Raw genomic sequence first — 24,963 nt, forward strand, 5'->3', positions numbered from 1 at the left:
ACATGGCGGCTCTGGTGGCGGTGGCGGCGGTGCTGTGGTTGGGGTCAGTCAGTCGCTCAGGAGGGTGGTGCGGGTGAGCTCCCAGGTCTCCGGGTCGGCGGCGACCAGGAGGCCGTTCTCGCAGCCGGGGGCCTCGGGGCGGTAGGGGGTGCCGTCCAGCCGGGCGGACACGCCACCGGCCTCGGTGACGAGCAGGGAGCCGGGGGCGTGGTCCCAGGGGAGGGTGCGCCAGTAGAGGAGGAAGTCGAAGCGGCCCTCGACGACGTCCGGGTACTCGATTCCGGCGGCGTGCCGACCGGGGGAGACCTCGCCGAAGGCCGACTCGTTGGCCTGCAGAAGCCGGCGGTGTTCCGGGTCGAGGTAGCGGCTCTTCACGGACCCGCGCAGCTTCGCGGCGTCGCGCGGTGCCGGCGGTCGGGTCAGGCGCACGCCGTTCCGCCAGGCCCCGGAGCCCAGTTCGGCACAGTAGGCGGTGGCGGTGGCCGGCTGCCAGATCCAGGAGGCGACGGTCTCTCCGCCGCGGACGAGTGAGCACATCACGGCGTACTCGGGGCGGCCTGCGACGAAGTTGGAGGTGCCGTCGACCGGGTCGACCAGCCAGGCGGCGGGCTCGTCGTGGAGGGCCTGGGCGAGTTCGGGGTCGGCGGAGACCGCCTCCTCGCCGACCACGGGGACGGGCAGCAGTTCGCGCAGGCGGCGGGCGATGATCACCTCGGCCTCACGGTCGGCGACCGTCACGATCTCGCCGGGCGCCTTCTCCATCACCTCGCCGGCGGCCAGCGCGCGGAAGCGCGGCTCCACCACCTCGGCCGACGCCTCGGCGAGTATCTCCGCCACCTTGTCCATCAGCACGTTCGCGCTCCCTTCGCTGCCTACCACTGTCGCACGAGTGTGCGGAGGCGACCTGCGGCGACCCCTGGGGCGGGCGGGGCCCGCGGGCGGGGTCCGGCGCGCGGACGGGCGGGCGGCGGGGGCGCGCACAGGGAACGGCGAACAGATGACAGCCGACAGATAACAGATAACAGATTTCGAAATCTGTTATCTGTCGGCTGTCATCCGTCTGCTGTCATCTGTTACCTCTCGGCCGTCGGCCGGGGGTAGCCCTCAGCCGCCCAGGTAGTGGAACCCCGGGCGCGGGTGCATCAGGAACTCGTGGTGCGAGATGTTCCAGGCGTACGCGCCCGCCATCGCGAACAGCACCCGGTCGGCTGCCCGCAGGCCGTCGGCGTCGGCGGTGGCCCGGGCGAGGACGTCCTTCGGGGTGCAGAGCTGGCCGGCCAGGGTGGCGCGGCCGGTGGCGACGGCGGGGCGCGGCCACGGGTGCGGCCAGGCGTCGACCGGGAGCACCTCGAAGGGCTGGGAGTGCCCCCGGGTGGCGGGGGTGCGCAGGTGGTGGGTGCCGCCACGGACCACCGCGAAGTCCTCGCCGTGGCTCTGCTTCACGTCCAGCACCTCGGTCGCGTACCAGCCGCAGTGGGCGGTCAGGGCCCGGCCGGGTTCGATCCGCAGGGTCAGGCCGGGGTGGGCGTCCAGCAGCTCGGCCAGCCCTTCGCCGAAGGCCGTCCAGTCGAAGTGGTTCGCCGGGTCGTCGTAGTCCACGGCCATTCCGCCGCCGACGTTGACCTCCGCCAGCGGGAAGCCGTGCCGCTCGGCCAGCGCGGCCGACCAGGCCACGATCTGCTCGGCGACGGCCAGTTGCTCCGCCGCCGCGAGCCCGCTGGCCAGATGGGCGTGCACGCCGCGCAGGCGCAGCCGCCGTCCGAGCGGGCCGGTACCGTCGCCGTCGCCGGTGCCGTCGTCGGTGAGCCGGCGCACGCACTCCTCGGCGCGGTCCGGGTCGAGCCCGAAGGGCGTCGGCCGCCCGCCCATCGCGAGTGCCACCGCGTCGAGCGCGCCGGTGGCGACCGGCAGGTTGACCCGGAGCAGCACGTCGACCACCGTGCCCGGCCGGTCCGCGAGGACGGCGTCGAGCCGGTGCAGTTCCTGCTCGCTCTCGATGTGCCAGCGGTGCACCCCGGCGTCCACGGCGGCGGCGATCTCGGCGGGTGTCTTGCCGGGGCCGCCGAAGGCCAGCGGCGCGTCCGGAACGGCCGCCCGCACGTGCGCCAACTCGCCTCCACTGGAGACCTCGTAGCCGTCGACCGCGTCGCGCAGCGCGGCCAGCAGCGGCGCCTCCGGATTGGCCTTGGCGGCGTAGTACAGCTCGACCCGTGCGGGCAGCGCGGCCCGGACGGCGGCGGCGTGCGCGCGCAGCGCCGCCAGGTCGTAGACGTAGGCGGGCAGGTCGTCGGGCGCGAGGGCGGCGACGTGCCGGCGGACGATCTCGGTCATCGGGCGGCGCTCCCGAGGGAGAGGGGGGTGGCGGCGCGGGCGGCCTGGGCGAGGACGGATCCGGCGAGCGGTGAGGCCAGTCGGACGTAGCCGGCCTGCCGGTCGGCCTTGCGCTCCCAGCGGGTGAGCAGGTTGGCCTTGGCCGGCAGCGGCACGCCCGCGAGCAGCGCCCGCAGCCGGGGCGGGCGGTCGTGGCCTGCCGCGTACTGCTCCAGGGTGTCCCGGACGGCCTGCCACAGGGCGCCCTCCAGCTCGGGGTGGCGGTCGGCGAGGGCGGCCAGCAGTTCGGCGACGTGGTTGACCAGCAGGCAGTAGACCACCCGGTCCCAGCCGCGCTCGGCGTCGTACGTCATCGGACCGGCGACCTCGGGCGGGAGGGCGGCCAGGATGCCGGCGTTGTGCTCGGGGACGAGCTTGGTGCCCTCCAGGTCGCGGAAGAGCACCTGGGCGGGGTGCCCGGTGGCGTCGACGCCGATGAGCACGTTCTGCAGGTGCGGCTCCAGCACCACGCTGTGGTCGAAGTAGGCGGCGAGCACGGGCGGGACGAGCAGCCCCAGATAGGCCCGCCACCAGTCCAGGGCCCGGGAGGCGTCAGAACTCCCCTCCAGGAGACGGGAGATGTGGGCGGAGCTGGTCGGGTGCTCGTCGGCGACGGCGGCGGCCAGCAGCGGGGTGACGCCGGGCCGCAGCACGCCGCCGAAGCCCTCGCGGACGATCAGGCCGAAGCCCTCGTAGAGCGCCTGGTCGGGTCGGCCGTCGGCGCCGGGCAGGGCGAGGGTGCGGAACGCGGGCTCGCGCAGCATCGCCGCCTCGGGGAAGCGCCGGGCGAGGTCGGCGAGCGCGGGGGCGAGCAGTCGGGTGAGTTCGACGGCGCCGGTGAGCTCGTAAGCGGCGTTCTTGCGCAGGCAGTTGGTGATGCGCACGTTGAGGCTGAACTTGAGGAAGGCGCCCGCGCCGTGGAGGGTGCGCACCGAGGCGGTGGCGGCGAACTCCTCGCCGCGCGGCCCGAGGTCGAGGACGTCCCCGCGGTCCAGGGCGTCGCGCAACAGCGGGTGATCACCGATGAGTTGGTACTGCCAGGGGTGGGCGGGCAGCAGGCGGTAGCCGTCCGGGACGTCGCCGAGGCCGTCCAGCAGGGCGCTCGCGCCCTCGTCCAGGGACTGTTCGGCGAGCAGTTCGGTGCGGACGGCGAGGTGGCGCAGCGGGAACGCCGCACGGGACTCCGGGGCGTACCCGCGCCAGTCCCCCCGGGCGGCGGAGCGGGACTTGGGCGCCGGGTGGAAGCGGTGGCCGAACAGCAGGGCCTGCTCGGACTCCAGGTAGCGATCCGGTCCGGCGGCCGGGCGGCCGGCCAGGCTCTGCCGGAGGCCGTCGTGGCTGGAGGTGACCTGGCCGAGGAACTCCTCGTTCACCGTGCCGGTGCGCAGCTCCAGTTCGTCCTGCACGTGTTCCGCCAGCTCTCGCCAGCCCAACTCCGCCCAGGTGCCGCCTCGTTCGATCTCGACCGGACCGGTGAAGCGGTGCGCGCCGAGCAGCGAGGTGCGGCGCAGGGTGATCCGCAGCAGGACGCCGCGCCGGGGCAGGCGCAGCAGCAGGCGGCCGTCGGCCACGGCGGTCTGGTGCTCGGGGGCGGAGACCTCGCGCAGCAGGCAGTTCAGCAGGGTGTGGGCCACCGCGTCGTCGGCGGTGGGCAGTTCGTGGCCGATCGGCTCGTGGGTGACCGACTTGGGGGTGACCGACTCGGGGGTGATCGACTTGGGGGTGATCGGCTCGGGGGTCATCGGCGACTCCAGCGCTTGGCGGAGGGACGGGAGGGAGAATGCGGTGGCCGCGACGGCGGCCAGCAGGGCGGCGGCGGTGCCGGCGACCACGGGCGCGGCGGCGCCGAACTGCCCGTTGGCCAGCGCCGCGACGGCGCCGGCGGCGACGGCGCCGCCCTTGGAGACGAGTTCGAGCGTGCCGAACATCCGCCCGGGCGCGCGGCCCCGGGCCGCTCCGGCGGCGAGTACGGCGAGGCAGACCAGGCCGAGCGTGAGCCCGGCGCCGAGCAGCAGCCGGACGGCTATGAAGGCCGGCAGCGAGTACGCGACGGCGTGCCCGGCCAGGCCGAGCGCGACGAAGCCGAAGCCGAGCGCGATGCCGGTGTGCGGGCGGGCGTGGAACAGCGTGTGGACGCGCGCGGCGAACACCAGGTAGCACAGGTGCGGCAGGGCGAACAGCACGCCGGTGGTGGTGCCGGAGACGCCGGGCAGCCGCTGCTCGGCGAGCGAGATGAGATAGGGGAAGGAGATGACGGTGGCGAAGACGAAGACGAACTCGAAGACGTAGAGCGGGAGGAGCGGGGCGGCGGGCGCCCGCCCGGCGCGGCCCTGCGACGCGGGGGCGGCCGCCGGACGGTCCGGCTCGGGCAGTAGCGACAGCAGCAGCGCGGCGGCGAGCGGGAGGACGGCCATCACCAGGTACTGGCGGTGCGGGTCGATCCACGGGGACAGCGCACCGACCAGGATCGGCGCGGCCACCAGGGCCGCCCGGGCGCTGCCCTGCATCAGGGTGAGTGCGCGGGACAGCCGCGGTCCGTCGAGGGCGGCGGCGAGGTAGCCGTTGGTGGCGGCGAAGGTGCCGCCGAGGAAGCCCTGGAGGACCAGCGCGAGGGTGAACGCGGGCAGGCTGCCGGCGGCCCCGGCCAGCAGGAAGGAGACGGTGAGCCCGAGTTGGGCGCGCAGCAGCAGCCGCTTGCGGCCGAAGCGGTCGGCGAGCCGGCCCCACAGCGGTGCGCCGAGCGCGCTGAAGACCGTCGGGACGATGTAGAGCACGCCGGCCCACCGGGCCTGCGGATCGCCGAGCGTGGGCAGGATCGCGGTCAGGTACGGCGGCAGGCCCAGTGCGGCGAAGGAGGCGACGAAGTAGCAGGCGGCGACGGCGTGCACCTGGCGGCGGCCGAGCCCGCCGGAGTGCTCGATCCCGTGGCCGGACCGCTGCGGGACGGCCTCCGCACTCACCGGGCGATCCCTTTCACCAGCAGGTAGTTGGGGCCGCTGGTGTAGTGCTTGTTGATGTCGGCGGCGCCCGAGCGCTGCTTGCTGAGCAGGGTCCCGGCGCTGACCATGGCCTTGACCGGCAGGCGTTCGGCCTCCAGCAGGTCCGTCCGCAGCGGGTCGCCGGTCGGCCCGATCCGGTCCACCGCCTCGGCCAGGCGCTTTCGCAACAGGGCGAGCACGTCGGTGAGTTCGGCGCGTCGGTGCTCGGCGAGGCCGAACGCGAGCGCACCCGTGCACAGGTGGCCGGTGATGGTGGTGAACAGGTCGGTGAGCGCCCGGTCGTCGTCGCCGAAGATCCGGGCGTCGTCGAAGTCGGCCAGGGCCGGGGCGAGTTCGCCGAGGCGGGCGGTCATCCGGGCGGTGTGCACGCGGGGGCCGTCGTCGTCCTTGTAGAGCAGGCGCAGTCCGTCGCCGTCGAGCACCAGGGAGGTGTTCTGCTGGTGGGACTCCAGCGCTATGCCGTAGGCGAACAGCGTGGTCTGCCAGTCCAGCAGCAGTTCCAGCAGGGAGTCGTAGAAGGCGAGTTGGTCGCCGCCGTGGAAGCGGTCGGCGAGGTGGTCGAGCACCAGGCGGCCGCCGGGCGCGGGGGCCAGCAGGGCGGCCAGCGGGACGGTGACGGCCCGCTCCAGCCCGGTGGGGTAGCGGCGCAGCAGGGCGGCCAGCAGTTCGTGGCCGGCGTGCGCCCAGGTCTGCTCGTCGGCGTGCAGGACGCGGCCGGCGAAGCGCGGCTCGCGGGCCAGCACGGCCTCGACCAGGCGCTGGCCGGCGGCGCCGTCGAGCAGCGTGCCGGGCTTGATGGTGCGGCGGTTGAGCCGGCCCAGCGTGGCGGTGGCGAGCGGGAGTTTGAGGTGGCAGGAGGGGTCGTCGACGACGGCGACGGTGCGCATGGAGAGCGTCGGTACGACGGTCAGGTAGGGCCGTTCGGCGAGCACCGCGCGGCCGGCCAGGCCGGCCGCCTCCAGCGCCTCGTCCAGCGGGGCGCCGACGGTGAGGGGGTGGACCGGCAGGGTGCGCCAGCCGTCGCCGGGGCAGGCGTCCGCAAGGCCCAGCCAAGCCGGAGTGGGCCACCAGCTCGGGAGCGGGCGCCGGCCGTGGGTGGTGAGGGCGTCCGTCGGGACGGCCAGCCAGCGCAGCTCGAAGGCGGGGTGGAACTCCGGTGCGTAGGAGCTCAGTTGGGCTTCGGTGAGACCGGCCCGGCCGCGCGCGGTCGGGTAGACGGGGTGGTCGAGGTAGGCGGCCAGGGTGTCGTGGCCGAGCGCGGCGGCCAGACCGGTCCAGTCGGCCGGGTCCTCGCCGTACAGGTCGGTGAGCCGGGCGTGCACCTCGGGCCGCGCGCGCTCGTGCAGTTCCATGGTGGCGAGGGTCTGGCGGCACTCCTCGGCGAAGGCGTCCCAGCCGGGCCGGTCCTCGGCCTCGGCCAGGCCGGCCAGGGCCGCCACGACGGTGTCCAGGCCGGTGAGCCGGCGTCCGGCCAGCTCCAGCAGGGGCAGCCGGGCGGCGTACTCGCACTGGAATCCCTCGACGGCGACGGGCAGGGCGAGTTCGGCGTCCGCGACGGTGAACCAGGCGCCGTCCGCGCGGTCCTCCACGGCGCCGCGGGTGCGCAGGCCGAGGACGTCCTCGCGCAGCAGGGCGGAGAGCACCCGCAGGGTGAGCTGCTCGTCGGCGGTCACGGGGTGATCTCCCAGCGGTTGGCGGCGCGGAACCGGGCGACGGCGGCGTCCACGGCCTCCTGGTCGGCGCCGACGGCCCACATCACGCCCAGGTAGTCGCGGTTGGTGCGGTAGTGCTCGTGCCGCTCGCCGAGCGGGCGCAGCGGGCGGTAGGCGAGCCGGACGCCGTCGCGCTCCTCGTCGTACGGGCCGGGGGCGGCGGTGAGGATGCCGGCGTGGTCGGCGCAGACCACCTCGTTGCGGGCCCGGCGCGGGGTCGCGGCGCACTGCGCGCCGAGGTCCGCGGGGAGTTCCCGGCCGAGGTGGGCGGCGAGGATGTGCTCGAAGAGCGGGACGCCGAGGATCTCGGCGAGCATCAGGTCGCACTGGTCGCCGATGGCGCGGTAGTTGACCTCGATGATCCGGGCGCGGCCGTCGGGCTGCACGACGAACTCGGTGTGGCAGGCGCCGAGTCCGATCCCGAGCGCGTCGAGTTGGGTGAGCACCTGCGCGACCACCTCGTCGGGGTGCGCGGGGGTGAACTCCAGCACCTCCTCGATGAAGTCCGGCGGCGGGGAGAGCTGCGTGCGGAAGCCGCCGAGGACGTGCCGGCGGCGGCCGTCGCCGAGTGTCTCCAGGGTGCACAGCCGGCCGTCCAGGAACTCCTCGACGACCAGCGTCGCGCCGGCCCGGCGGTGCTGGATCTCCCGGCAGCGGAGGGCGAGTTCGGCGGCGTCGGCGACCAGTGTGACGTCCTCGCTGGCCACTCCCTCGCGGGGTTTGACCACGCACGGGAACGGCGGCTCCAGCTCGGCCGGGTCCTGCCCGGGGGCCAACTCGGCGGACCAGACGGTGTCCTGGCCGGTCAGGGCGAGGTGGCGGCGCAGCTGGCCCTTGTCCTTGGCCCGCAGTGCGGCCTTCCAGTCCTTGCCGGGGAGGCCGAAGTACTCGGCGGTCAGGGCGGTCTGGGTCTGCAGGTGGTCGCTGTTGCTGAACACCGCGCCGGGCGCGTGGTGGCGGGAGACCAGGCTGATCACGGCGCGGAAGTCCCGGACGTCGCACTCCAGCACCTCGGGTGCGGTGAACGGGAGGTCGGCGTAGGCCTTCCGGTGGGGTTCGGCGTGGTCGGTCAGGACGGTGACGTCGAGCCCGAGCCGGGCGGCGGCGGGCAGGAATCCGGCGGTGACCGAGTCGGTGGGGTTGAGGGCGAGCAGGTAGAGCCGCATGGGGTGGTGGTCCTCGGGGGTGGTGGCGGACGGGAGCGACGGTGGGCGGTGGCGGTGGCGGTGGCGGCCACAGCGGCAGCCGCCACCGCCCGCCGTCGTCCGTCGGCGGTTACTTGGGCGCGTCCACGCCCGCGGCCTTGGCGATGTCGCCGAGCATGGCGTCGGCGGCCTGGACGCCGATGCCGGACATCCAGGTCTCGTCCGGGACGTTGAAGACCTTGCCGTTCTTGACGGCGTTCAGACCCTGCCAGACCGGGGTCTGCTGGACCTCGCTCTCCTTGGTCTTGGACGGGTCGTCGGCGGTGGTGACGAACACCAGGTCGGCGTCGGCCTGGTTGATCTGCTCGGCGCTCACCTCGACGATGTTCTTGTCGACGTCCTGGGCGGCCGGGCGGGTCAGGCCGACGTCCTTGAGCACCACGCCGCTGTAGGAGGCCTTGGCGTAGAGGCGGGTCGGTCCGGCCACGAAGCGGACCACCGAGGCGGTCGGCATGGCGCCGCCGTTCTTCGCCTTGATGGCCTCGCCGAGCTTGGCGGCCCGCGCCTCGTAGTCGGCGAGCGCCTTCTTGGCCTCGTCCTCCTTGCCGAGGGCCTGCGCGTAGAGGGCGAGGTTCTCCTTCCACGGGAACCCGGTGGTCTCGGCGAGCACGGTCGGCGCGATCGCGTTCAGCTGGTCGTAGACCTTGGCGTGGCGGACCTTGGAGGAGAGGATCAGGTCGGGCTTCAGGGAGGCGATCAGCTCCAGGTTCGGCTCGTTCATCGGGCCGACGTCCTTGGTGTCCTTGATCTTGTCCTTGAGGTAGTTCGGGAACCCGCCCTCGGTCTTCATGTGCGGCGACACCGCGCCGACCGGGGTGATGCCGAGCAGCGTGACGTCGTCCAGCTCGCCGCTGTCCAGCACCACGACGCGCTTGGGCTGGGCCTTGAGCTGGGCCGTTCCGGCGGCGTGGGTGACGGTGCGCGGGAAGCCGGCGGAGGCGCCGGCGCTCGCGGAGGAGGCGTCCCCGCCCTGCTTGGTCCCGCCGTCGCTGCCGCAGGCGGCGAGCAGCGTGGTGGACAGGGCGACGGCGAGGACGGCGACGGGGAGGCGGCGGTTCATGGGGGTCCTTGGATCGGGTCGAGCGGGGGTCGGGTTGCGGAGCGTCGGGGGTGAGGAGCGTCGGAGGCGACGAACGGGGGCAGCGGTCAGCGGTCAGCGGTCGGCGGCGCGCGGCCGGGTCCGCGCCCGGGGGACGACCAGCGGCGTGCCGGTCTCCGGGTCGGGCACCACCCGGCACGGCACCTGGAACACGGCCTCGACCAGGTCGGCGGTGAGGACCTCGGCGGGCGGCCCGGCGGCGGCGAGCCGCCCGTCCTTGAGCACCACCAGGTGGTCGGCGTACCGGGCGGCCTGCCCGAGGTCGTGCAGCACCATGACGACGGTGCGTCCGGCCTCGGCGTGCAGGTCGGCGACCAGGTCGAGGACGTCGAGCTGGTGGCGCAGGTCGAGGAAGGTGGTCGGCTCGTCGAGCAGCAGCAGTTCGGTGTCCTGGGCCAGGGCGAGCGCGATCCAGGCGCGTTGGCGCTGCCCGCCGGAGAGCCGGTCGACCTGCTGCTCGCGCAGTTCGGCGGTGCCGGTCCGGGCGAGGGCGTCCTCGACGGCGGCCTGGTCGCTCTTGGACCACGGGCTGAGCATCCGCTGGTGCGGGTACCGGCCGAGCCGTACCAGCGCCTCGACGGTGATCGCCTCGGGGGTGACCGGCTGCTGCGGCAGCAGGCCCATCCGCTTGGCGAGGGCCCGGGCGGACATCCGGTGGATGTCGGAGCCGTCCAGGGTGACGGTGCCGGCGGCGGGGGCGAGCAGCCGGACCAGTCCGCGCAGCAGGGTCGACTTGCCGCAGGCGTTGGGCCCGACGATGGCGGTGACGGCGCCGCCGGGCAGTTCGAGGTCGAGTCCGTCGACGATCGTGCGGTCGCCGTAGCGCAGGTCGAGGCCGTGCGCGGCGAGCCGGTTGGCGGTGGTGGTGACGGACCCGACGGTCGTCGTGGGCGTCATCAGTTGCTCCTCTGGGGAGGCCGGCCCTGGCGGATCATCAGCGCCAGGAGCCAGGGCGCGCCGAGCGTGGCGGTGACGGCACCGACCGGCAGGCCGTGGACGGGGATCACGTGGAGCACGAGGAGGTCGGCGGACAGCAGCAGGACGGCGCCGGTGAGGGCGGTGAGTCCGAGCGTGCCGAGGGTGGGCGGCCCGGCGAGCAGCCGGACCAGGTGCGGCACGGCGAGCGCGACGAACGCGACCGGGCCGGTGAGGGCGGCGGCCAGCGAGGCGAGGGTGATGCCGAGCAGCAGCAGCCGGAGCCGGTCCCGGCCGGGGTCGAGGCCGAGGCCGCCGGCCGAGTCGTCGCCGAGGTCGAGGATCGCGATCCGCCGCTGGCAGAGCAGCACGGCCAGGGCGGTCAGCGCGATGGCGGAGCCGCCGATCCACACCTCGGTCCAGTTGCGGCCGTAGAGCGAGCCGGTGGTCCACTGCATCGCGGAGGAGGCCAGCTCGGCCGGGAACCGTACGATCATCAGGTTCACGGCGGCGGCGAGACCCTGCTGCACCGCCAGGCCGACCAGCACCAGCCGGGTGACGGCCATCTTCGACCGCCAGGCGAGGCCGCCGAGCAGCAGCGCCGCCAGCAGTCCGCCGCCGAGCGCGGCCAGCGGGATCAGCTGCTGGGAGGCGCCGGTGGCGAGCATCAGCACCGCGCCGAAGGACGCGCCGCCGGTGACGCCGATGGTGTCGGGGGAGGCCAGCGGGTTGCGGAAGAGCCGCTGGAGCACCGAGCCGGCCATCGCCAGCCCGGCCCCGGCGATCAGCGCCGACACCACCCGAGGCGCCCGGAACTGCTGCACCACCAGGACGTTTCCGGGTTCGCCCTGCCCGACGAGGGCCCGCAGCGCGTCCCATCCGGACAGGCTCAGCTGTCCGGTGCCGAGCGCGACGCCCGTCAGCACCACCAGGACGACGGCGGCCAGTGCCGACCACGCGGCGGTGCGGGCCCGGCGGCGGGCGAGCGTGCCGGCGGGCACGGCGAGCGCGGTCACCGGGCCACCTTCCGGGCCAGTACGGCGAGCAGCGGTGCGCCGAGGAAGGCGGTCACGATGCCGACCTCGATCTCGGAGGGGCGCACCACGAGCCGTCCGAGCACGTCGGCGGCGAGCAGCAGCAGCGGACCGGCGATCAGGCAGCCCGGCAGCAGCCAGCGGTGGTCGTTGCCGAGCAGCGGGCGGACCAGGTGCGGCGCGGCCAGTCCGATGAACGCCACCGGCCCGGCGACGGCCACCGCGCTGCCCGCGAGCAGGACGACGGCCAGCCCGCCGGCCAGTCGGATCCGGGCCACCGGCACGCCGAGCGACTGGGCGGTCTCGTCGCCGAGGGCGAGCGCGTTGAGGGCGGGCGAGATCGCGAACGCGCCCAGCAGGCCGAGCACCAGGAACGGCAGCACGGGGGTGAGGGTGTCCAGCTGCCGCCCGCCGATCGAGCCGGCCAGCCAGAACCGGGCCTCGTCCAGGGTGCGGTGACTGGCCAGCATCAGCGCGGAGGTCCAGGAGGTGAGCACCACGGTGAGCACGGTGCCGCCGAGCGCGAGCCGGACCGGGTCGAGGTCGCCGCCGCGCCGGGACATCGTGTACGCGGCGACCGCGGCGACGGCCGCCCCGGCGAAGGCGAACCAGACGTACTCGACGGGCCGGGTGAGGCCCAGCGCGTAGATCGCGGCGACCACGGCGAGGCTCGCGCCGGCGTTGACGCCGAGGGTGACCGGGGAGGCGAGCGGGTTGCGGGTGACGCCCTGGGCGACCGCCCCGGCGACGCCGAGCGCGGCCCCGACGGCCAGCCCGATCACCGTTCGCGGCAGGCGAAGGCCCGTCACCACATCGGCGTCGCCGCCGTGGGCGGCCCCGGTGAGGGCGTCGGCCACGGTGGACAGCGGGATGGATCGGGAGCCGAGCGCGAGGCTCAGCGCGGCACACAGCACGAGCGCGCCCACACCGGCGAACAGCAGCAGGGGCCGCTGGACCGCCGACGATCGAGGCGTCGCCGGGGCCGTGGTGGCCAGCGGGTCGGTTCTCAACACGAGTCGAGATCTTAGGTTAGGTTTACCTAAGTTCGTCAATTTCGGGCCGCCCGGTCCGATGTCGGGCCGTTCGCCGCGGCGCCGCCCCAGCCCGGGTGTCGCGGGTGTCGCGCCGCCCGGCCCGGTCCCGGGCGGCGCGCGTTCTGAGGCGTTGTAAGGTGAGCCTCACCTTATTCGATCATGCGGAGTCGATCCACGGAGCGCCGATGATCCCCGGAACACCCCTGCCCGTCGCGCCGACGTCCACCCTGCCCGGCGACTACCGGCGCCTGCGCGAGCTCTGCCCGGTGCTGGAGCTTCGCCTGCTCGGCGCCGACGAACCCGACCCCCGTGCCGCCGACGGCTGGTACTCGGGGGCCGAACTCGCCGCCGACGAACGGGCCCTGACCGCCGTCCTGGCCGGCGAGGAGGAGCGCATCGCCGCCGAACACGGCCGCGCCCCCCGCCCGCACGTCACCGCCTCCAGACTGCTGCACCACTACGTCTGGTCCGCGTGCCTGCTCATCGCGGGCCCCTGGCACCTCGCCCGGAAAGTCCCCCTCGTCGACCCCGCCGACCTCTGGCTGCACGCCCCCACCGGGGACCTCGCGCTGCGCCCGCGCGGCCACGTCACCCTCCCCGGCGACGACGAACTCCGCGCCGAACTGCGGGCCGCCGTGGTCGCCCACGTCGGGCCGGTGCTCGCCGCCTTCGCCGCCCCCAGCCGGCGCCGCGACCGCGCGCTCTGGGGCATGGTGACGGACGACCTCGCCTCGGCCGTCTGGTACCTCGGCCGGATGCTCGGCGAGGAGGACGCCGCGGTCGCCGCCGCCGGGGCGGTGCTGCCCGGCGGCACCCTCCCGCTGCCCGGCGCCGCCGACTTCCGCCGCCTGCACACCCCCGACGGGCGCGGCCACCACACCCGTACCCGGCTCGGCTGCTGCCTCTACTACGCCGTCAAGCCCGAGGCCGCGGCCTGCCTGACCTGCCCGCGCACCGGTGACGAGGAACGGCTGCGCCGGCTCTGAGGGGTCCGTCCGCGGACCGCCGGCAGGGGTCGCCGAGGGGATCGTGTGGGGGGATCGTCGGGGACGGTTCGTTGTCAGTGCTATCGGCTAGGGTCGCGGCCATGATCGATTCGACGACGCGGGTCCGTATCGCCCGGCCCTCGCGCGACCTCGCGGCGGCCGAGCGCTTCTACGTCGGCGGCCTCGGCCTCGACGTGCTGTGGCGCACCACCGAGCGGGTGTCCGGCGAGCACGACCTGCTGATGGTCGGTCCGCCCGGCGGAGCCTGGCACTTCGAGCTCACCCACGACCCGGAGAACCCGCTGGAGCCCACCCCGACGGTCGACGACCTGTTCGTCGTCTACCTCGGTGCGCCGGTGGACGACGCCCTGGTCGCCCGGCTGGAGGCCGCCGGCGGCACCCCGGTCCGGGCCCACAACGCCTACTGGGAGGAGTTCGGCGTGACGATATCCGACCCGGACGGCTACCGGCTGGTGCTCTGCTCCCGTGCCTGGGGAGCCTGACCGCCTGTCCGACCCCGTTCGGTCTCGCCGCCCGCCCCGCCCCTGTTGTGCAGCACCGCCACGCCCCGGTCCAGGTCCACGCCGAAGTGCGGCGGCGCTCCGACCTGGGCGTCGTCCCGCAGCGTCAGCTGTTCCCGCCGCTGTTCGACCTGCACCCGCTTGCCCGGGCTGAACAGCGCCTGCAACTCCTCCAGCCCGCCGCCCAGGCCCACCCCGGTGCTCCCGCCGCCCCGCCGCCAACGCCCCGACGACTCGCCCCGGATCTGCCACGCGATCAGCAGTATCAGCCCGATCGCCGCCGCCGCCACGCACCCCACATCTACGATCACACCCATGTACGCCCAACGCCGGGCGGTCGCACCCGCGTTCCCCGCGGGCGCCGCGCCGGCGGCGGCGTCCACCGGCTACCTGCCGCGCGAACCGAAGGAGACCCCTCACCATGACCGTGCGCGGAACCACCGTGGACATCCCGACGGCGGACGGCACCGCCGACGCCTACCTCGCCCATCCCGACGACGGGCGGGCCCACCCCGGAGTCATCCTCTACATGGACGCCTTCGGGCTCCGACCCCAGCTGAAGGACATGGCCGACCGGCTCGCCCAGGCCGGGTACGCCGTGCTGGTCCCCAACGCCTACTACCGGAACGGCCGCGCGCCGGTCGTCGAACTGCCGCCGCTGATCGACCTGGAGAAGGACCCGACGATCTTCCAACGGATCGGCCCGCTGCTCCTCAGCCTCACCCCCGAGGTGACCGCCCGCGACGCGGACGCCTACCTGCGCTGGCTCGCCGACTCCCCGCTCGTCTCGGACGGCCCGGTCGGCCTCACCGGCTACTGCCGCGGTGCGTTGCTCGCCCTGTGGACGGCCGCCAGCCACCCCGACCGGATCGCCGCCATCGCCGGGTTCCACGGCGGCAACCTCGCCACCGATGCGCCGGACAGCCCGCACCTGGGCGCCTCCCGGATCACCGCCGAGGTGTACTTCGGCCACGCCGACGAGGATCCGTCCATGCCCGCCGAGCAGATCGAACGGCTCGCCGAGGCCTTCACCGCCGCCGGTGTCCGCCACCGGGAAGAGGTCTACCCGGGCGCCGCGCACGGCTACACCCAGGCCGACACCACCCGCTACGACGCCGTCGCCGACGCGCGCCACTGGGAGGCGGTGCTCGACCTGTTCGGCCGGACCCTGTCGGCCTGAGCCGCCGGAGGGCCGGGGCGGCGGCCGCGGTGCGGTCACCGCGACGCCGCCCCGGTCTGGGCCGTGCGGGCGCGGGCCGGTGGCGGTCTCGCGCCACAGCACCTCCTCTTCGTCCTCCGGTCACCCGACGGACGCGAGGTGTTCGGGTTTGAGTGGAGCCGGGCCGTCATGGTCTGGTGCCTGACAGCGAGTCCGGGCCCGACCGGCGGTCGATCCGCCAGGCGTTGGGGGCGCCCGGGACTCGTGGCAGTGGTGAGTAAAGAACCCGCGTCACCGGGCAGCACAGGCCGGGACCGGGCGGACGGATCCAGGGGGGAACCGAACGTGCAGAAGACGGAGAACAGGCAGAACGCGCAGGAGCCGTGGGGCGCGCGGGACACGCAGGGCGCACGGGGGACGGGGGGCGTACAGGCAGTACGGGGCACACAGGGCACGCGGGGCACACGGGCCATGCGGGATGTGCAGGACGCCATCGCGCAGGCGCTGGCCGAGAGCATCCCCGGCGGGGTCCGGCAGGGCGAACTCGACCGTGGCGGGCGGGCGTTGCGCTGGGTGGAGGCGGGTCACGGCGGACCGCCGGTGGTCCTGCTCGCGGGCTGCGGCACCTCGTCGCTGACCTGGGCGCCGGTGCTGTCCGAACTGGCCACGAACAGCCGGGTCGTGGCGTACGACCGGGCCGGGCTCGGTGCCAGCGACCCCGCTCGCGTCCCCGGTCCTTCGCTGGAGTCCCCGACCGGGGACCTGGCTGCCCTGGTGGAACACCTCGGCGCCGGCCCGGCCGTCCTGGTCGGGCACAGCTGGGGCGGCCAGCTGGCCCAACTCCTCGCCTGGCGGCACCCGGAACTGGTGGCCGGCCTGGTCCTGGTGGACCCGGCGCACGAGGAGTTCCAGCCACCGGCCATCCGCGCTGCCGAGGCCGTCCTGTTGCGGGTGGGGCTGCTCAGGGCGGCCATGACGCCCGCCGCCCGCCGTGCCGGGGGAGCCGTCGCGAGGGCCGAGGCGGCCGTCGAGGCACACCACCACCAGCGGCGGACCGTCCTCGACGAGAACCGGCTGACGGTCCTCGCGGTCTCCGAGCTCCGGCGGCGGCGCGCGGCCTCGCGGCTGCCCGACGTGCCGGTGACGGTGCTGAGCGCGACCGACGGCCTGCCGGGGGCGATGCGCGCCCGCTGGACCGTCCTCCAGTCACACGTCGTCGCCGGCGCGGCCAAGGGCTCGCACATCGTGGTGCGCGGCGCCGGCCACCACGTCCACGCCGACCACCCGCAGGCCGTCGCCGCTGCCGTCCTGGAGGTGGTCGAGCACGCCCGGCAGGGCCGGGACAGCTGACGGTGGCGGCCCTCAACCCCTGGCCGGACAGTGCCTGCTGACCGTTCGACCCCCTCTGGCACACTGGGGGCCGAACGGCCCGCTGGGGAGGGTCATGACACATGGGGGCGGGAGCATGAGGGGTGCGGGCGCCGTGCTCGGCGGGCGGTACACGCTGGTCGAGCGGATCGGCGGCGGGGGGATGGGCACGGTCTGGCGGGCCGACGACACGGTGCTGGCGCGGCCGGTGGCCGTCAAGATCCTGCACTCGGCGCTGTTCGAGGACGACACCTTCATCCAGCGCTTCCGCCGGGAGGCCCAGCTGGTCGCCGCGATCGACCACCCGGCCGTCGTGGACGTCCACGACTACGGCGAGAGCGGCAGCGGTGCGGAGGGCGGCGAGGGCGGTGACGCCGGGGACCGCTGCGCCTACATCGTCATGGAGCTGGTCGACGGCCTGCCGTTGGACCGGGTGCTCGCCGAGGAGGGCCCGTTGCCTCCCGAGCGCGCCCTCGGCCTGGTAGCCGCCGCGCTGGACGGCCTGCACGCCGCCCACCGCCGGGAGATCGTGCACCGGGACATCAAGCCGTCCAACCTGATGGTGCGTACGGATGGCCGGGTGACCATCACCGACTTCGGCATCGCCCGGGCGATCGCCAGTACCAAGATCACCGCCTCGCACGCGATCGTCGGCACCGCCCTCTACATGGCCCCCGAACAGGCCGAGGGGACGGGCACCGGGCCGGCCTCCGACCTCTACTCGATCGGCGTGGTCTGCTTCGAACTGCTCACCGGGAAGCCGCCGTTCGTCGGCGAGAGCGTGTTGGAGGTCGCGCTCAAGCACGTCCGCCAACCGGCGCCGGAGCTGCCGGGATCCTTCCCGGCGGCGGTCCGCGAGCTGGTCGCGAAGGCACTGGAGAAGAAGCCGGAGGACCGGTTCGCCGACGCCGCCGAGATGGCGGCCGCGGCCCGGGCGGCGATCGGTGCGAAGGACGCGGGCGCCGCGGCGGGTGCGGCCGGCGCCCCGGCCGACACCGGGACGGTCGACCTCAGGGCGGCGGCCGGGGGAGCGGCCGCGGGTGAAGGGGCCAGGGTGGCCGGGGGCGCCGGCGCGGCGAAGGCCGGTGCCCTGGTGCCGGTCGCGGACGGCGCTGACCAGCCCGCGTCGGGCGAGCGCCCGGCGTCGGGTGGCCCCGTGCCGGACGGGGACGAGGTCGCGAAGGTGGGGCCGCAGCCGGTGACCGAGCCGGGCAAGCGCCGGTCGCGGCGCGCACTGCTGGTGCCGGTGATCGTCCCCGTGGTCATCTCGATGGGCACGGCGACCGTCCTGCTGGTGGACCGCGGCCCCGGCCGGTCGGACGCGGCCGAGCCGCCCGCCGCCCAGCCGACCGTCGTCGTGACGGCCCCGGTGACCCCGGGCACGGGCAGCCCGACGGCTCCGGCCACGACGCCGCCCGTCACGCCGACACCCTCCGACACCCCGGTCGCGGCCCCGGCCGCCGACCAGCAGCCGAGCACCCAGCCGGGCGCGCCCGTCCCGGCCCCCGCGCCGGGCGGCAACGGAGGCGCGGCGGGCCGGGGCACCGGTGCGGGCGCGGCGGGCGGCGGCAACGCGGCCGGTGGCGGCGGTGCTTCGGGTGGTTCCGCGGGCGGTGCCTCGGGCGGTTCCGCCGGCGGGGGTTCGGGCGGCGGGGCTTCGGGCGGCCAGTCCAACCAGCCCGGCGGCGGGGGCGGCACCGCCAACCAGCCCGCCAACCCCAATCCCAACCCGCAGCCCCCGGCCCAGAACGCGGCCGGTGGCTCTCCCGCCGGGGGCGGCTCCCCGTCCGGCGGCGGTTCGCCCTCGGGCGGCGGCAACCCTCCGGCCCCGCAGGCCCCGCCCCGGCCGCCGTCGTGCGGCGGCACCTCCTGGACCACCATCGTCAACGTGAAGGACGGCCGCCCGATCGGGATGGCCCGCGACGAACTGAGCGGCGACAACCCGATCGTGGTCGGCGGCGCGGCCCAGTACGGATGGGTGCGGGCGACCGACCCCGGTTCCTGGATCAGTTTCAACGCCTGCAACAGCGGCGGGCCGCTGCTCGTCCAGACCATGGACGGCAAGGTCACCCTGAGCGGAGGCTTCAGCTTCCTGACCAACTGGACGGTGCGCAGCGGATCCGCCCAGGGCTCCTACACGCTGGCCGACTACCAGAACCAGCGCTGCATGACCGACAACGGCCCGGGGAGCGCGGTCACCATGGTGACCTGCACCCCCGGCAACACGGCCCAGGAATGGCGGTTCCAGTGACAGCGACCGGCGGAGCCGACGACGGCGTGGTCCTCTACTGGCGGCCGCTGTGCACGTTCTGCATGAACCTGCGCCTGGCGCTGCTCTTCACCCGCCTGCGCTACAGCCGGCGGTTCACCATGGTGAACATCTGGAAGGACCCGGACGCCGCCGCCTTCGTCCGCTCGGTCGCGGACGGCAACGAGACCGTTCCGACCGTCACCGTGGCCGGGCGGCCGATGGTGAACCCGTCGATCCGCCAACTGCTCGCCGCAGTGCGGGAGTACGCGCCGGACGTGCTCCCCGAGAAGTCTCGCTGACCGGTCCGGGCGAGGAGTGGTACCCCTTCGCTCTCCCGGTCCAGGCCCCGATCCCGCCGTTTCCGCTGCTGCCGCTGCCGTTCTCTCCGCCGCTTCTGCGGCCGGACGGGCCCGGCGCGGGCGAGGGGGGCGCCGCGGGAGCCGGGCGTCAATCGCAGCTGCCGGTGGAGGAGGGGCCGTTGTGGGGCGCGGGGTCTCCTCGGCTCCGGTGCGCCCCTGGGCGGTCGCGCCCAACTCGCCGACTGCGCTGAGGAGTCGGGCGAACACGAGGTCCGGTGGCGCTAGCAGATGGCCCGGCGGCGGGCAAGGGTGGCAGGTGGCGGGACCTCGCCAACCGGATGTCAAGATTCCGTATGGGAAGTTCTACAGGCATGTAAAAGTCGATTTCGGCCCGCTCGGCTCCGCGTGCCGGATCGGCGTTCGATAGTCGATCGGGCATCGGTGCAGGCGGTCGGGCGTGGTTCGGGTGGGAACCCACTGCGAGGCGCGGTGAATTGCCCCGTTTTGCCCACCACTTGAGAGCCCTGGCGAGCTGGCGGGACCTGGCCAATCGCTGAGGTAGACCTGTCAATTCACCTGCTGGATTGTCATGCTTCTGGACAGCCCCGGCGGTAGCCCCCACCCCCACCCCTTGGTGGCTCGCCGCTCGACCGCCCGGGGTTTCAGCACGTCAGCGCCCATTTCCGCCCCACAGGTGCCGACCCCGGCCCCCGGAACGCGGCGCGACCGCGTCCACACGCGGTTTCCCGGAAGGACTCGCACGTGAAGCGAAAGCTCGCAGCTGTCGCCGTACTGTCGGCCACCGCCCTGCTGACCGGTGTGATCCAGGTGAGCACCGCCGCCCAGGCCAGCCCCGTAGCGGGCGTCCAGGCCCAGGCCGACCACCAGCACGCGGCCGTGCTCGCGCTGGCCGGCGGCCAGTCCGGCCCGCTCGCCAAGGCCCTCGCCCTCGGCGAGAAGGAGCGGCTCGTCGCCAAGGACGCCGTGGTGGACAAGGACGGCACCCGGCACCTGCGCTTCGAGCGCACCTACGCCGGCCTGCCGGTGCTCGGCGGCGACCTGGTCGTCCACCAGAAGGCCAACGGCTCGGTCAAGTCGGTCGACAAGGCGGTCTCCGCCAAGCTCGCGCTGCCGAGCCTGACCCCGCAGATCCCGGCCGACAAGGCCGCCGCGCAGGCCGCCGGCGCCGTCCAGGCCACCGTCGGCGTCGTCGCGGACAAGGACGAGTCCCCGCTGGCCGACGTGCACCAGACCGGCAAGGCCGAACTGGTGGTCTGGGCGAGCGACGGCAACCCGCGCCTGGCCTACCGGACCACCGTCGAGGGCGTGCGCGCCGACGGCACCCCCAGCAACCAGGTGCTCGTCACCGACGCCGCCACCGGCAAGGTGCTGTCCACCCACGAGAAGATCGAGACCGCCGCCGGCACCGGCAAGGGCGTCTTCGTCGGCCAGGTGCCGCTCACCACCGCGCAGAGCGGCTCCAGCTACTCGCTGAAGGACGACACCCGCGGCGGCCAGTCCACCACCGACATGAACAACGGAACCGCCGGCAACGGCTCGCTGTTCGCCAACACCTCCAACAACTTCGGCGACGGCACCGCCTCCAACCGCGAATCCGCCGCTGTGGACGCCCAGTTCGGCGCGGCCACCACGTGGGACTTCTACAAGAACACCTTCGGCCGCAACGGCATCCGCAACGACGGCGTCGGCGCCGCGAGCCGCGTCCACTACGGCTCCAACTACGTCAACGCCTTCTGGGACGACAGCTGCTTCTGCATGTCCTACGGTGACGGCAACGGCGACGCCGCCCCGCTCACCGAGATCGACGTGGCCGGCCACGAGATGAGCCACGGCGTCACCGCCGCCACGGCGAACCTCAACTACTCCGGTGAGTCCGGCGGCCTCAACGAGGCCACCTCCGACATCATGGGCACGATGGTCGAGTGGTACGCCAACCTGCCCTCCAACCCGCCGAACTACTGGATCGGCGAGCTGATCAACCTGAACGGCAACGGCACCCCGCTGCGCTACATGGACCAGCCCAGCAAGGACGGCCAGTCCGCCGACTCCTGGTCCGCCGGCGTGGGCAACCTCGACGTGCACTACTCGTCGGGCGTGGCGAACCACTTCTTCTACCTGCTGTCGGAGGGCAGCGGCGCGAAGAGCATCAACGGGTTCGACTACAACAGCCCGACGGCCGACGGCTCCTCGCTCGCGGGCATCGGCCGGGACAAGGCCGCGCAGATCTGGTACCGCGCGCTGACCGTCTACTTCACCTCCACCACCGACTACGCGGGCGCCCGGGCGGGCACCCTCAGCGCGGCGGCGGACCTGTACGGCAACGGCAGCGCCGAGTACAACGCGGTCGCGGCCACCTGGACGGCGGTCAGCGTCAACTGACGACCGCCTGAGCGGGCCCTGCCGAACCGTGGGTGCCGGCGGGCAGGGCCGCACGGCGGGGGCGACGGTGTGCGGACCACCGTCGCCCCCGCCGTCATGTGCGCGGGGCGCGAGGCGCGGGCGCGGCGATGCGGGGTCGGACGCCGGAACCCTCAGGCCGACCGTCGGTCGGAGCAGTCGGAGCAGTCGGAGCAGTCGGAGCGGTCGGAGTGCGGCGGCGGTAGCGCTGTTCGGTCGCGGTGCACGCGGCGAGCAGCAGGGCGGCCGCCGCCGCGGCAGCGGTGATCGCGAACGGCGCGGCGGGCGCGAAGTGCGTGGTCGCCCAGCCGCCCAGGAAGGTGCCGGCCGACTGGGCCAGGATCAGCGCGCTGACCAGCGCCGCCATCGCCTCGCCCAGCCGGACGGCCGGCACCGTCCGCTCGACCAGGCCGAACATCGTGATCATCTGCGGTGCGACCGCCACCCCGAGGAGGCCCACGGCAACGGTCAGGCTCCACAGGCTCCCGGCGGAGACGAGCAGGACGCAGGAGGCGGCGAACAGCAGCACCGTGCCCGCCCGCAGCCGGGACGCCAGCTCCCACCGGGCGGGCAGGCCCGCGGCGGCGATCCCGGCCAGGGAACTGGTGAACCCGATGAAGCCGTACAGCAGCCCGGCGGCGCCCGGCCGGCCCAGTGCCTCCGTGGTGGCGGTCACCCCGACCTGTACCGAGCCGAAACACGCGCCCAGCAGCGCCATCCCGGCCAGCAGCAGGACGTAGGGCAGGGTGAGCAGCTGCTCGGCGGCGCGGGCCGGGGACTTCGGGATGCCGGGGGAGGCCGTCGGGTGCAGCGCGAACAGGGTCGCGCAGACGCCGGACAGCGCGGCCGCCACGAGCAGGCCGACGGCGGGGGAGGAGACGGTGGCGAGGACCCCGACCAGTGCCGGCCCGGCGGTGAAGCCGACCTCGTCGACGATCCCGTCCAGCGACAGCATGACGGAGGTCAACTCCCTTTCACCGGCGGTCAACCGGACCCACCGGCTGCGCGACAACGGGCCGACCAGCGGGACGGACAGGCCGACCACGGCGGCGGGCGCGAGCTGCCAGCCGAGGGCCGACCCGCGTTGCGAGGCGGCCACCAGCGCCACCAGTGCCGTCGCGTTGACCAGCGCGGCGACCAGCCCGACCGTCCGCTGCCCGCGTCGGTCCGCCAGCCGACCCACCAGCGGGCCGCCGACCGCCTGGCCGACCGCCAGCGCACCGGCGACCAGGGAGCCGCGCCACACGCTGTCGGTGTTCCGGCTCACCAGCAGCAGGGTGCCGATCGGGCTCATCGCGTTCGGCAGCCGACCGAGCAGCGACCACAGCAGCACCCGGCCGCCGGTCAGTTGCGCCGCCCTACGGAACTTCACGACCACGGACATCGGTACGCCCCCACACGGAGCCGGCGCGGGCGCCCGCCTCCCGTCACCGGCCCGACCAGGCGACAGCGACCTGCGGGTGAGCCTCGACGGTAGGGGTGCGCCCGGGGGGCGGGTAATCGGTCGATCGACCAGTGGCGGCGGGGGCGGGGGCGGGGCGGGGTTGGAGGAGTGGACAACGGGTGGGGCGCGCGAGGTCGCGGCGGTCCGTCACCATCGGTCCGTCGCCCTCGGTCCGTCGCCCTCGGCCCGCCGCCTTCGGTCCGTGCGCCGCCGGGCGCGCTCAGGGCGCGAGGTCCTTCCGGATCTGGTCCAGGATCAGGCCGGCCCCGGTGTAGCCGATCCCGAGCATCCACAGGCTGTCGTCGACCCGGAACACCCGGCCGGTGCGGACGGCTTCCAGGTTCTTCCACAGCGCGCCATCGGTGATCCTGCCCTGGTCGGACTTGGCCGCGTCCCCGTAGACCGAGTAGAAGATGACGTCGGCTGCCGCCTGGTCCACCTGCTCGGGGCTGATCTCGACCGAGAATCCGGGCTTGTCCTGGTTGGCGGGTCGGCCGAGCCCGAGGTCCTTGAACAGCGAGCCGACGAAGGTGTCGTTGAGGTACAGCCTGGTCGGTGCGCCCGCGAGGAAGCGAGCCATCTCGACCCGGGTGGCGGCGGCCTTGGCCGGGCCGCCGAGTGCGGTGACCAGGTCCCGCGCCTTCGTCCGGTACGCCGCGTCGGCCGCTTCGGCTTCGGCCTGCCGGCCCATCGCCTCGGCGTGCAGCCGGACGTTCTCCTTCCAGGCGGGCCCGGTGGTCTTGGACAGCACCGTCGGCGCGATCTTCGCCAGTTCGTCGTACCGCTTGTCGTCGCGCACCTGGTTGCTCAGGATGAGGTCCGGCCGCAGCGCCGCGATCGCCTCCAGGCTGGGCTGCCCGATGGCGCCGACGGCCTTCGTCGTGGCCAGCCGTTCGGCGGGCAGGTAGGCGGGGAAGGGGGCGCCCTCGGTGACGGTGGTCGCGCCGACCGGCGTGAGCCCGAGGGTGACCACCGAGTCCAGCGCGTCGGTGTCCAGCGCCACCACCCGGGCGGCCCGGGCCGGTACGGTGCTCTCGCCGCGCGCGTGCCGGACGGTACGGGGTCCGGACCCGCTGGATCCGCTGGCCGTTCCGGTCGAACCGGCTGACGGTGCCGGGGAGTTCGGGCCGCAGGCGGCGAGCGCGAGGCCCGGGGTGAGCCCGGCGGCGAGGCCGAGCGCGGCGCGGCGACTGAGGGGTCTGGGCATCGGCGGTTCCTCCAACGGGTGGGCAGGGCGCGGGAATCCCTGCCCTCCCGCCGGAGGGGTTACGCCTCGGTGTCGTTCTCCCGTCGCTGGCGCAGCAGTTCGTCGTACTCGGCGGGCACCCGCCGGTCCATCGCGAGGGCGAACTGCGCGTCGACGACCGTACGGGCCAGCGGCCGCACCCGCAGGATGCGTTCGGTGAGCCGGGCCGCCTCGCCGGGCGGCAGCGGGGCGTCGGCGGCGAGGGCGCCGAGCAGGTGCTCGCCGACCACGTCGATGAAGATCTCGGCGATGGCTTCCACGTGCTCCTGGGTACGCCGGCTGGCGTCCAGCACCACGGAGAGCGGTACGCCCTCGGCGACGAGCGCGGTGGTGGCGTCCATCAGTCGGCGGCTGATGTGGGTGATCCCGTCGTCGTCGATCGTGATGTAGCCCTGGGCGATCGACTCGGCGGTGTTCTCCTCGGTGAGCTGGTCGTCGAAGACGGTCCTGAGCTCGTCCCAGTCCAGGCGCACCGGGGTCTCGTCCGACCAGGGGGCGACGATCGCGGCCTCCAGCCCGATCAGCTCGGCGACGTCCCGCCCGCTCTCGCCGGCGCCGATCAGTTCGGCGATGCCGCCCAGGGTGTGGCCGCGGTCCAGCAGTTCGCCGATCATGCGCAGCCGGGCCAGGTGCTCCTCGCCGTACCAGGCGATCCGGCCCTCCTTGCGGGGCGGCTGGAGCAGTTTGCGCTCGCGGTAGAAACGCAGCGTCCGGCTGGTGATGCCGGCCGCCTCGGCCAGTTCCTCCACCCGGTACTCGCGTTTTCCGTCACCCGCAGCTGCTCTGACCTTGTCCACGGCGATCAGCATAGGTCCGTCACCTCCGAAGGCTCCCGGAATCCGGGTGGCCGCGCTTCTTCCATCCGGTGTCAGCAAGGGCTACCCTGCCAATCGTGCCAGTAAT

Annotated in this window: 20 protein-coding genes and 1 pseudogene; 7 read left to right on the forward strand and 14 right to left on the reverse strand. The window is 74.4% G+C overall.

The features are described from left to right. Window positions 1–48 precede the first annotated feature (48 nt). The 10 genes and pseudogenes from OG556_RS27300 to OG556_RS27345 form a co-directional block, all read right to left on the reverse strand. A complete protein-coding gene (locus OG556_RS27300; RefSeq protein WP_371522920.1) occupies window positions 49–846 on the reverse strand; it encodes an inositol monophosphatase in 798 nt (265 codons plus the stop codon). Between the two features lie 258 nt (window positions 847–1,104). Next, window positions 1,105–2,331, reverse strand: a complete 1,227-nt coding sequence (locus OG556_RS27305; protein WP_371520527.1) for a type III PLP-dependent enzyme — start codon at window positions 2,329–2,331, stop codon at window positions 1,105–1,107. Continuing rightward, entirely contained in the window at window positions 2,328–4,112 is a 1,785-nt protein-coding gene (locus OG556_RS27310; RefSeq protein ID WP_371522922.1) for an IucA/IucC family siderophore biosynthesis protein, read from the reverse strand. Before OG556_RS27310 ends, OG556_RS27305 begins: the two co-directional genes overlap by 4 nt. Before the next feature lie 465 nt (window positions 4,113–4,577). Next, window positions 4,578–5,330 (reverse strand): annotated as a pseudogene (locus tag OG556_RS27315) (MFS transporter); the annotation flags it as partial. Then, on the reverse strand, window positions 5,327–7,042 hold the full coding sequence (locus tag OG556_RS27320) for an IucA/IucC family protein (RefSeq protein ID WP_371520530.1): 1,716 nt from the start codon (window positions 7,040–7,042) through the stop codon (window positions 5,327–5,329). The pseudogene OG556_RS27315 and the gene OG556_RS27320, both read right to left, overlap by 4 nt. Continuing rightward, complete coding sequence (locus OG556_RS27325) at window positions 7,039–8,247, reverse strand: acetyl-CoA carboxylase biotin carboxylase subunit family protein (protein WP_371520533.1); 1,209 nt, start codon at window positions 8,245–8,247, stop codon at window positions 7,039–7,041. The genes OG556_RS27320 and OG556_RS27325 overlap by 4 nt, the downstream gene beginning before the upstream one ends. Before the next feature lie 109 nt (window positions 8,248–8,356). Beyond that, window positions 8,357–9,346, reverse strand: a complete 990-nt coding sequence (locus OG556_RS27330) for an ABC transporter substrate-binding protein (protein WP_371520536.1) — start codon at window positions 9,344–9,346, stop codon at window positions 8,357–8,359. 93 nt (window positions 9,347–9,439) lie between these two features. After that, window positions 9,440–10,282 carry an ABC transporter ATP-binding protein gene (locus OG556_RS27335; protein ID WP_371520539.1) on the reverse strand — a complete coding sequence of 281 codons (843 nt, stop codon included), beginning with the start codon at window positions 10,280–10,282 and terminating at the stop codon, window positions 9,440–9,442. Continuing rightward, on the reverse strand, window positions 10,282–11,316 hold the full coding sequence (locus OG556_RS27340; protein ID WP_371520542.1) for a FecCD family ABC transporter permease: 1,035 nt from the start codon (window positions 11,314–11,316) through the stop codon (window positions 10,282–10,284). Before OG556_RS27340 ends, OG556_RS27335 begins: the two co-directional genes overlap by 1 nt. Beyond that, the gene (locus OG556_RS27345; RefSeq protein WP_371522924.1) at window positions 11,313–12,278 is read right to left on the reverse strand and encodes a FecCD family ABC transporter permease; all 966 of its coding nucleotides are present in this window, start codon (window positions 12,276–12,278) and stop codon (window positions 11,313–11,315) included. Before OG556_RS27345 ends, OG556_RS27340 begins: the two co-directional genes overlap by 4 nt. A gap of 275 nt (window positions 12,279–12,553) precedes the next feature. On the opposite strand from OG556_RS27345, the gene OG556_RS27350 reads away from it, so the two are divergent. Together OG556_RS27350 and OG556_RS27355 are read left to right on the forward strand one after the other, a co-directional pair. Then, window positions 12,554–13,354: a (2Fe-2S)-binding protein gene (locus OG556_RS27350; protein WP_371520544.1), complete on the forward strand. Its 801-nt coding sequence runs from the start codon at window positions 12,554–12,556 to the stop codon at window positions 13,352–13,354. Between the two features lie 101 nt (window positions 13,355–13,455). After that, complete coding sequence (locus OG556_RS27355) at window positions 13,456–13,857, forward strand: VOC family protein (RefSeq protein ID WP_371520546.1); 402 nt, start codon at window positions 13,456–13,458, stop codon at window positions 13,855–13,857. On the opposite strand, the gene OG556_RS27360 is transcribed toward OG556_RS27355, so the two are convergent. Next, window positions 13,818–14,192 carry a DUF6191 domain-containing protein gene (locus tag OG556_RS27360; protein WP_371520548.1) on the reverse strand — a complete coding sequence of 125 codons (375 nt, stop codon included), beginning with the start codon at window positions 14,190–14,192 and terminating at the stop codon, window positions 13,818–13,820. The two genes, OG556_RS27355 and OG556_RS27360, sit on opposite strands and share 40 nt — an antisense overlap. A gap of 104 nt (window positions 14,193–14,296) precedes the next feature. Here OG556_RS27360 and OG556_RS27365 point away from each other — a divergent pair, with 104 nt between their 5' ends. From OG556_RS27365 to OG556_RS27385, 5 genes are all read left to right on the forward strand, one after another. Then, entirely contained in the window at window positions 14,297–15,055 is a 759-nt protein-coding gene (locus OG556_RS27365) for a dienelactone hydrolase family protein (protein WP_371520551.1), read from the forward strand. Window positions 15,056–15,505: 450 nt separating this feature from the next. Next, complete coding sequence (locus tag OG556_RS27370; RefSeq protein ID WP_371520554.1) at window positions 15,506–16,384, forward strand: alpha/beta fold hydrolase; 879 nt, start codon at window positions 15,506–15,508, stop codon at window positions 16,382–16,384. A 115-nt stretch (window positions 16,385–16,499) separates the two neighbouring features. After that, a complete protein-coding gene (locus OG556_RS27375) occupies window positions 16,500–18,653 on the forward strand; it encodes a protein kinase (RefSeq protein ID WP_371520556.1) in 2,154 nt (717 codons plus the stop codon). Next, window positions 18,650–18,952 carry a glutaredoxin domain-containing protein gene (locus OG556_RS27380; RefSeq protein ID WP_371520559.1) on the forward strand — a complete coding sequence of 101 codons (303 nt, stop codon included), beginning with the start codon at window positions 18,650–18,652 and terminating at the stop codon, window positions 18,950–18,952. The genes OG556_RS27375 and OG556_RS27380 overlap by 4 nt, the downstream gene beginning before the upstream one ends. A 762-nt stretch (window positions 18,953–19,714) precedes the next feature. Further along, window positions 19,715–21,352, forward strand: a complete 1,638-nt coding sequence (locus OG556_RS27385; protein WP_371520562.1) for a M4 family metallopeptidase — start codon at window positions 19,715–19,717, stop codon at window positions 21,350–21,352. Between the two features lie 94 nt (window positions 21,353–21,446). On the opposite strand, the gene OG556_RS27390 is transcribed toward OG556_RS27385, so the two are convergent. The 3 genes from OG556_RS27390 to OG556_RS27400 form a co-directional block, all read right to left on the reverse strand. Next, window positions 21,447–22,754 carry an MFS transporter gene (locus OG556_RS27390; protein WP_371520565.1) on the reverse strand — a complete coding sequence of 436 codons (1,308 nt, stop codon included), beginning with the start codon at window positions 22,752–22,754 and terminating at the stop codon, window positions 21,447–21,449. Between the two features lie 280 nt (window positions 22,755–23,034). Beyond that, entirely contained in the window at window positions 23,035–24,021 is a 987-nt protein-coding gene (locus tag OG556_RS27395; protein WP_371520568.1) for an ABC transporter substrate-binding protein, read from the reverse strand. Between the two features lie 59 nt (window positions 24,022–24,080). Further along, window positions 24,081–24,869: a MerR family transcriptional regulator gene (locus OG556_RS27400; RefSeq protein WP_371520571.1), complete on the reverse strand. Its 789-nt coding sequence runs from the start codon at window positions 24,867–24,869 to the stop codon at window positions 24,081–24,083. Window positions 24,870–24,963: the final 94 nt, after the last annotated feature.

Origin of the sequence: Kitasatospora sp. NBC_01300 (assembly GCF_041435235.1) — a bacterium.
Taxonomy (GTDB): Bacteria; Actinomycetota; Actinomycetes; order Streptomycetales; family Streptomycetaceae; genus Kitasatospora.

Bases quoted from the DNA above. Each gene is read 5' to 3' on its own strand.
- OG556_RS27300 (WP_371522920.1), bottom strand. From the start codon at position 846: ATGGACAAGGTGGCGGAGATACTCGCCGAGGCGTCGGCCGAGGTGGTG.
- OG556_RS27305 (WP_371520527.1), bottom strand. From the start codon at position 2,331: ATGACCGAGATCGTCCGCCGGCACGTCGCCGCCCTCGCGCCCGACGAC.
- OG556_RS27310 (WP_371522922.1), bottom strand. From the start codon at position 4,112: ATGACCCCCGAGCCGATCACCCCCAAGTCGATCACCCCCGAGTCGGTC.
- OG556_RS27325 (WP_371520533.1), bottom strand. From the start codon at position 8,247: ATGCGGCTCTACCTGCTCGCCCTCAACCCCACCGACTCGGTCACCGCC.
- OG556_RS27330 (WP_371520536.1), bottom strand. From the start codon at position 9,346: ATGAACCGCCGCCTCCCCGTCGCCGTCCTCGCCGTCGCCCTGTCCACC.
- OG556_RS27335 (WP_371520539.1), bottom strand. From the start codon at position 10,282: ATGACGCCCACGACGACCGTCGGGTCCGTCACCACCACCGCCAACCGG.
- OG556_RS27350 (WP_371520544.1), top strand. From the start codon at position 12,554: ATGATCCCCGGAACACCCCTGCCCGTCGCGCCGACGTCCACCCTGCCC.
- OG556_RS27355 (WP_371520546.1), top strand. From the start codon at position 13,456: ATGATCGATTCGACGACGCGGGTCCGTATCGCCCGGCCCTCGCGCGAC.
- OG556_RS27360 (WP_371520548.1), bottom strand. From the start codon at position 14,192: ATGGGTGTGATCGTAGATGTGGGGTGCGTGGCGGCGGCGGCGATCGGG.
- OG556_RS27365 (WP_371520551.1), top strand. From the start codon at position 14,297: ATGACCGTGCGCGGAACCACCGTGGACATCCCGACGGCGGACGGCACC.
- OG556_RS27370 (WP_371520554.1), top strand. From the start codon at position 15,506: ATGCGGGATGTGCAGGACGCCATCGCGCAGGCGCTGGCCGAGAGCATC.
- OG556_RS27375 (WP_371520556.1), top strand. From the start codon at position 16,500: ATGAGGGGTGCGGGCGCCGTGCTCGGCGGGCGGTACACGCTGGTCGAG.
- OG556_RS27390 (WP_371520565.1), bottom strand. From the start codon at position 22,754: ATGTCCGTGGTCGTGAAGTTCCGTAGGGCGGCGCAACTGACCGGCGGC.
- OG556_RS27395 (WP_371520568.1), bottom strand. From the start codon at position 24,021: ATGCCCAGACCCCTCAGTCGCCGCGCCGCGCTCGGCCTCGCCGCCGGG.
- OG556_RS27400 (WP_371520571.1), bottom strand. From the start codon at position 24,869: ATGCTGATCGCCGTGGACAAGGTCAGAGCAGCTGCGGGTGACGGAAAA.